We start from the raw sequence: 6,707 nt of genomic DNA, 5'->3' as shown, positions 1-6,707 counted from the left end.
TCTTCCCCTACCCGCCGCCCTTCCGACCCGACCGCTGGTGCATCCCCCGTCACCAGCGGTCGGGTTTCGCCCGTCCCCCCGAACGGCCACCGCGCCCCGCCGCTCCAACCCACAGAGACCACGCCCGGGGCCCGGGCAACCTGCGCTGCACTGTGTTCCGATGCCGAGGAGGCCACATGCTGGGCCTGTTCGGGAATGTGCTGGGAGGCGTGCTGGGAGGCGTGCTGGGAGGACTGGCAGGCGGCCGCATCGTCAGGCGGCGGGGCGAACGACTGGCCAAGCAGGGAAAGGTCGTGTGCGGCCTCCGCATCCTGTCCGGCAGTCACCCTTGGGCGTCGGACCGTTGGACGCACAGCACTGCGGAGCTGGCGCCCGGACGTATCACGATGGGCGGGATCGTGGTCCGCATCACAGAAGTCGATTCAACGGCTCCAAGACAGCCCAAGGGCCGGGAAATCTGGTCGGTGAGCCCCCGGGCAGCCATCGTGCGCGTGGTCGCCTCGACCGGAGCGATCCTTGAGTGGGCTGTACTGGCCGATCAGCTGCCGTGGGCCTTGGAACAGGTGGACGTGGCAGCCTGAAGGCCGTCTCCACCGATGCCGAACCCCCAGCCTCCCGTAGCCTGAGCCCCGGAGGTGCCCATGTCCGAATGGACCGACCCGAGGTACGCCCAGCTGGTTGCCGCGTGGAAGCGGGCGCGGCAGCCCGACTCGCGTGACCCACAGCCGAAGCCCGCACGGGGTTTCCTGATCCCGCCCAAGCGCTGACGGCTCCCCCCACAAGGCCCAGCCCCGCGTCACCCCGGCCGGGGCCTTCGCCCCGCCGCCACTCAACGACGGCCATCCGAACAGGCGTTACGCCAGTGTGGGGCTAACAGGATTTGAACCTGTGGCCTCATCCCTATCAGGTCGATCAGAGGGCGTTGGGACGTCGATCAACCGGAGATGGTCCTCGGCAGACCGTCTGTGGTAGCGCAGCGGCGACCTTCGGTGGCCGCAGGTGTTGGTGTCAGTCGTTGGTGCCAGCGGCCATCGGTAGGCTTGACAGATCCACCAGGTCCACTCTTCCTGCAGTGCCGCTACCGATCGGCGTCCTCGAGATTATGAGTAGCCGAAGTAGCTCATAAATCGCTTATGGACGCATCTGTGGTGGGAATTTGTGGAGCCATTGTCGGGGCTCTCGGCGGTCTGGGCGGTGGATGGATATCGATCAACGGTCAGAGACGACACCAGCGTGAACAGCTCCTAGAAGAGCGATCAAGGCGGGTGCACGATGCTCGTATCGAGGCTTACACCGCCTACATATCGACAGTACGCGCACTCAATGGCATGTTGTGGAAGCTCTTTGACGAGCTGACGGCACCTGGGACCTCATCCGATGCCTGGCGGGACTGCCTGATCGAGATTCACCAAGGCTGGGTGGACCTTAGTGCTACGGCGTCGCGCGTGTGCATGATGGGCCCGACCAGCGTCGCAGCCAAAGCCGAGTCACTACACGATGCTATGAGAGCCTGGCATCTCATTTGCACCGAGTGGGCACGCGACTCTATTAGGACTGGTTCCGTACATGGAGATCAGCAAGCCCGGTTCAGAGCGGCAGCCGACGCCAAAAGGGCCCAGATCAGAGTGTTTCAGGAGACTGCCAGACAGGCGTTGCGCACCGATGTCTAGCGCTGCGACCTGCGGTGAAAGCCATCTCGCCTACTACCCTCCCCAGCTCCCATCCCGTCCGCCATCGCCCCACGCACCCCTACGAACCCGCGCTCGGCAGCGGTGCCCCCCTCGCCCCCGGTGTCGGCCGATCCCCCGCCGGAGGCATCGCCTTGACCGGGGGCCGCCCTGAGGTGATCACCTCACGCCCGGCGGAGCGGGGTGCAGCCGGGGCTTGATGAGGTAGAGAAAGCTGTAACAACTGGCCCCATGCGACTTGGGTGCAGAGGAACTTCGGGGGTCACGAAGAGGTCGCGTCGCTCCGGAGGAGTCGGCTGGTGAAACCTCGTTGGCGCAGGCGGTCATACGCCTGGAGAACGTCGTCGGGTACGTGCTGGCTGATCATGAAGCCCTGTTCCGGGTAGATCAGAAGCCGCTGAAGTGCTCCAACCAGCATGTCGATCACCAAGCGCGCGTCGCCGATGGAGTCGATGTAGTCCTCCAGCGTCATCGGAGTGGACGCGCTGATGATCTCCACTTCAGGCCAGAGTGTGCGTGCCGTGGCGTACGCCCGCCTCTCCTCGTACGGCTTGCTGATCAGGAGGATGGATGCCACGTCCACTCCCGCCTCTTCGAGCAGCGCCCGGGAGAAGCGGATGTTCTCACCCGTGTTGCGGGCGCGCGGCTCGACGAGGACCGCGGAGCTGGGCACGCCGAGTTCCAGTGACCGCTCGCGGTAGTGCACGGCCTCGCCCCGGGGCATGCGCTCGCGCGTCGTGGGGCTGGTGGCTCCGGTGAAGACGAGCAGGGGCGCCATGCCCCGCCGGTAGAGATCAACGGCGGTGTCGGCCACCCCCAGGTCATGGCTTCCCAAGCCGACCGCGACTGAACAGGGCAGCGCATCGTGCCCCATCTGGTGGTAGTCCCAGAGGCACCGCGTGTCGGCCCAGTCCTGTGCTGAGATCACTTCCGCGCTTCCCCGTCCCTGGCCGAGTCCGGCACCTTGAAGTCGTACTCCCACGCGAAGCGCGAGGCGGCGTGCACTCCGATGGCGAACTCCACCACTGTGCCAGAGGCCGTGCAGGTGGTCCGGTGCAACTCGACCACGGGTTCCCCCGAGGGGAGTTGCAAAAGCTTCGCTTCGTCCGACACGGCCGCCGCCCCGGTCAGCGTGTGGGTGGGCTGCTCGCCCTCCTTTACCAGCCGCGCCAGCACGTACACCTCGACGCCTTCCTCAACACCGAGCCCCGCCGCAACCGTCGGACTCGCCTCGACGCGGGAGACCGTCTGCGTCTGCTCGTTGCAGCGGTATCCCCGGCCGGACGCCACGCAGTCCGCGATGCTCGTCATCGTCGCGCCACTTGGCCTTGTCAGCCCGGGTCCGGGCCTTCGACCCGCCGCCACTCGACGACGGCCATCCGGCGGTCGGGCAGAACACGTTACGGGGGAGCAGGGCTCACAAACGCGAATGGCCGGTAGATCGTCATGATCTACCGGCCATCCGACCAGGCGTTACGCCACTGTGGGGCTAACAGGATTTGAACCTGTGGCCTCATCCTTATCAGGGATGCGCTCTAACCAACTGAGCTATAGCCCCGCCGCGCTCTGCGGGGTGTGTCCCGCGCGCTGACTCCTGAAGATTAGCGCACGAGAGGGGCAGTCCCAAAATCGGTTCCCGGGGGCGGGCGGCGGGGTGGCCGGTCAGCTCGGGGGGCTGGTCACTCGTCCTCCGCCAGGGTCAGTTCGACGCCGCCGACGAAGCCCGCGGAGAGGTTGTAGATGAAGGCGCCGAGGGTGGCGAGGGCGGTGGCGAGGACGACGTCGATGACGGCGATGATCGCGGTGAAGGTGAGGACGTGGGGGAGGGAGAGGAAGGCCTGGAGGTCGAAGCCGTTGGCCTCGTTGGAGCCGGTGGCCTCCGAGATGGTGCCGCCCACGGTGGAGAAGACACCCATCGCGTCCATGACCATCCACAGCACCGCCGCCGCGACGATCGTGCAGATGCCGAGGGCGATGGAGAGCAGGAAGCTGACCTTCATCACCGACCAGGGGTCGGCCTTGGCGACCCGCAGCCGCGCCTTGCGGGTGCGGGGCGCGGTGCGGGCGCCGGTGCGCGGGCGGCGTACGCCCCCGGTGGACGCCTGCGCCGGGTACGCCTGCGGGGGCCGGTAGGGGCCCGACGGCTGCTCGGGGCGCCGCTCACCGGGCAACGGGGACGCCGGCTGCCCCTCGGCGGCCTGCGAGTCGCGGGTGTCCGTCACGGTTCCCCCCTGGGTTCCGGTCGTCTTGGCGGACACCGCGTCCGCCAACGCCGGTCGCACCGGCTTCGGGCTGGTCGTACGCGGGTCGCTCGCGGCGGAGCCACGGCCGCCGCCCGTCTCCGTACCCGTGGAGGTACCGGCCGATCCGGCGCCCGTGGCTCCGCTCACGATGACTCTCTCCTCGTGCTACTCGGCCGAGGGCGCCTCACCCTCGTCCGTGCCGGTGGTCACGGCACCCTCGGCGGACTCGTCCACGGCCACGTCGCCGTCAACTTCCTCCGCCTCGCGTCCCGCTTCGGCGTTGCGTGCGATGCCCACGACGGCATCACGCTTGCCCAGGTTGATCAGTTGGACGCCCATCGTGTCACGGCCCGTCTCCCTGACCCCGCTGACTCGCGTGCGAATCACACCGCCGGACAGGGTGATGGCGAGGATCTCGTCCGTCTCCTCGACCACCAGCGCCCCGACGAGCGATCCGCGGTCCTCGACGATCTTGGCCGCCTTGATGCCGAGACCACCGCGGCCCTGGACGCGGTACTCGTCCACGGGAGTCCGCTTCGCGTACCCGCCGTCCGTCGCGGTGAACACGAACGTACCGGGTCGCACGACATTCATCGAGAGAAGCTCGTCCGCCTCCCGGAAGCTCATGCCCTTCACACCGGAGGTCGCGCGGCCCATCGGACGCAGCGTGTCGTCCGAGGCGGTGAACCGGATGGACTGGGCCTTCTTGCTGATCAGCAGCAGATCGTCGTCGGCCGAGACCAGTTCCGCGCCGATCAGCTCGTCGTCGGTGCCGTCCTCCCGCTCGCGCAGGTTGATCGCGATCACACCGCCGGAGCGGGGTGAATCGTAATCCTTCAGAGGCGTCTTCTTGACCAGACCGGCCTTGGTCGCCAGGACCAGGTACGGCACCGCCTCGTAGTCGCGGATGGCGAGGATCTCGGCGATCGACTCGTCCGGCTGGAAGGCGAGCAGGTTCGCCACGTGCTGGCCGCGCGCGTCCCGGCCCGCGTCGGGCAGCTCGTACGCCTTGGCGCGGTAGACGCGGCCCTTGTTGGTGAAGAACAGCAGCCAGTGGTGGGTGGTGGAGACGAAGAAGTGATCGACGATGTCGTCCTCCTTCAGCTTGGTGCCCCGCACCCCCTTGCCGCCGCGCTTCTGCGCCCGGTAGTCGTCCGCCTTGGTGCGCTTGACGTAGCCGCCGCGCGAGACGGTGACGACGATGTCCTCCTCGGCGATCAGGTCCTCGATGGACATGTCGCCGTCGTAGGGCACCAGCATGGTCTTGCGGTCGTCGCCGTACTTCTCGACGATCGCCGCCAGCTCCTCGCTGACGATGCCGCGCTGCCGGACCGGGGAGGCCAGGATCTCGTTGTACTCCCGGATCTTCGCCTGGAGTTCGTCGTGCTCCTGGACGATCTTCTGCCGCTCCAGGGCCGCGAGCCGACGGAGCTGCATCTCCAGGATCGCGTTGGCCTGGATCTCGTCGATCTCCAGCAACTGCATCAGGCCGCCGCGCGCGATCTCGACGGTGTCGCTGCGCCGGATCAGCGCGATGACCTCGTCGATAGCGTCCAGCGCCTTCAGCAGACCGCGCAGGATGTGCGCCCGCTCCTCGGCCTTGCGCAGCCGGAAGCGCGTACGGCGTACGACGACCTCGATCTGGTGCGTGACCCAGTGCCGGATGAACGCGTCCAGCGAGAGCGTGCGCGGCACGCCGTCCACCAGGGCGAGCATGTTGGCGCCGAAGTTGGTCTGCAGGTCGGTGTGCTTGTACAGGTTGTTCAGCACGACCTTGGCGACCGCGTCCCGCTTCAGGACGATGACCAGGCGCTGGCCGGTCCGCGAGGACGTCTCGTCACGCACGTCGGCGATGCCGCCGACCTTGCCGTCCTTGACGAGGTCGGCGATCTTCTGCGCCAGGTTGTCCGGGTTCACCTGGTACGGCAGCTCGGTGACGACCAGGCACTGGCGGTTCTGGATCTCCTCGACCTCGACCACCGCGCGCATCGTGATGGAGCCGCGCCCGGTGCGGTACGCCTCCTCGATGCCCTTGCGGCCCACCACCAGGGCGCCGGTCGGGAAGTCCGGGCCCTTGATCCGCTCGATGAGCGCGTCCAGCAGCTCCTCGTGCGTGGCCTCGGGGTTCTCCAGCGACCACTGGGCACCGGCCGCGACCTCGCGCAGGTTGTGCGGCGGGATGTTGGTCGCCATACCGACCGCGATACCGGCCGAGCCGTTGATCAGCAGGTTCGGGAAGCGGGACGGCAGGACGGTCGGCTCCTGGGAGCGGCCGTCGTAGTTGTCCGTGAAATCGACGGTCTCCTCGTCGATGTCGCGGACCATCTCCATCGACAGCGGCGCCATCTTGCACTCGGTGTAGCGCATGGCCGCCGCCGGGTCGTTGCCCGGCGAACCGAAGTTGCCGTTGGAGTCCACCAGCGGCATCCGCATGGACCACGGCTGCGCGAGACGCACCAGGGCGTCGTAGATGGAGGAGTCGCCGTGCGGGTGGTAGTTGCCCATGACGTCGCCGACGACGCGGGCGCACTTGTAGAAACCGCGCTCGGGGCGGTAACCGCCGTCGTACATCGCGTAGAGCACCCGGCGGTGGACGGGCTTGAGACCGTCCCGGACGTCGGGCAGGGCGCGGGAGACGATGACGGACATCGCGTAGTCGAGATACGAGCGCTGCATCTCGGTCTCGAGCCCGACGGGCTCGATGCGCATCACGATGTCGCCGCCCTCTTCGGGGGTGACAGGGGTGTTCTCGTCGGCCATTGCTGGTGAAGATCCT

Annotated in this window: 4 protein-coding genes, 1 tRNA gene and 1 pseudogene; 1 reads left to right on the top strand and 5 read right to left on the bottom strand. The window is 67.6% G+C overall.

Features of this window, described 5'->3' with window-relative positions; all coding sequences use genetic code 11:
• The first annotated feature begins 176 nt into the window (after positions 1 to 176).
• On the top strand, positions 177 to 581 hold the full coding sequence (locus KUM39_RS10835) for a hypothetical protein (protein ID WP_217785266.1): 405 nt from the start codon (positions 177 to 179) through the stop codon (positions 579 to 581).
• A gap of 1,369 nt (positions 582 to 1,950) precedes the next feature.
• Here KUM39_RS10835 and KUM39_RS10830 read toward each other — a convergent pair.
• The 5 genes and pseudogenes from KUM39_RS10830 to gyrA all read right to left on the bottom strand — a co-directional run bounded on the left by KUM39_RS10830 (position 1,951) and on the right by gyrA (position 6,691).
• The gene (locus KUM39_RS10830; RefSeq protein WP_217785265.1) at positions 1,951 to 2,616 is read right to left on the bottom strand and encodes a YdcF family protein; all 666 of its coding nucleotides are present in this window, start codon (positions 2,614 to 2,616) and stop codon (positions 1,951 to 1,953) included.
• Positions 2,613 to 3,027: pseudogene (locus KUM39_RS10825) on the bottom strand (UTRA domain-containing protein); the annotation flags it as partial. The pseudogene KUM39_RS10825 and the gene KUM39_RS10830, both read right to left, overlap by 4 nt.
• 145 nt (positions 3,028 to 3,172) lie before the next feature.
• Positions 3,173 to 3,246 (bottom strand) — tRNA-Ile (locus KUM39_RS10820).
• Positions 3,247 to 3,367: 121 nt separating this feature from the next.
• Positions 3,368 to 4,078 carry a DUF3566 domain-containing protein gene (locus tag KUM39_RS10815; RefSeq protein WP_217785264.1) on the bottom strand — a complete coding sequence of 237 codons (711 nt, stop codon included), beginning with the start codon at positions 4,076 to 4,078 and terminating at the stop codon, positions 3,368 to 3,370.
• Positions 4,079 to 4,096: 18 nt separating this feature from the next.
• Positions 4,097 to 6,691 (bottom strand): DNA gyrase subunit A, encoded by a 2,595-nt coding sequence (gene gyrA, locus KUM39_RS10810; protein ID WP_217785263.1) that lies wholly within the window; start codon positions 6,689 to 6,691, stop codon positions 4,097 to 4,099.
• Positions 6,692 to 6,707: the final 16 nt, after the last annotated feature.

This window comes from Streptomyces corallincola, assembly GCF_019104725.1.
Taxonomy (GTDB): Bacteria; Actinomycetota; Actinomycetes; order Streptomycetales; family Streptomycetaceae; genus Streptomyces; species Streptomyces corallincola.
Note: the sequence above shows the minus strand (reverse complement) of the source record. Positions and strands in the feature narration are given on the sequence as shown.

Coding starts and splice junctions, on each gene's coding strand:
- KUM39_RS10835 (WP_217785266.1), top strand. CDS start 177: ATGCTGGGCCTGTTCGGGAATGTGCTGGGAGGCGTGCTGGGAGGCGTG.
- gyrA (WP_217785263.1), bottom strand. CDS start 6,691: ATGGCCGACGAGAACACCCCTGTCACCCCCGAAGAGGGCGGCGACATC.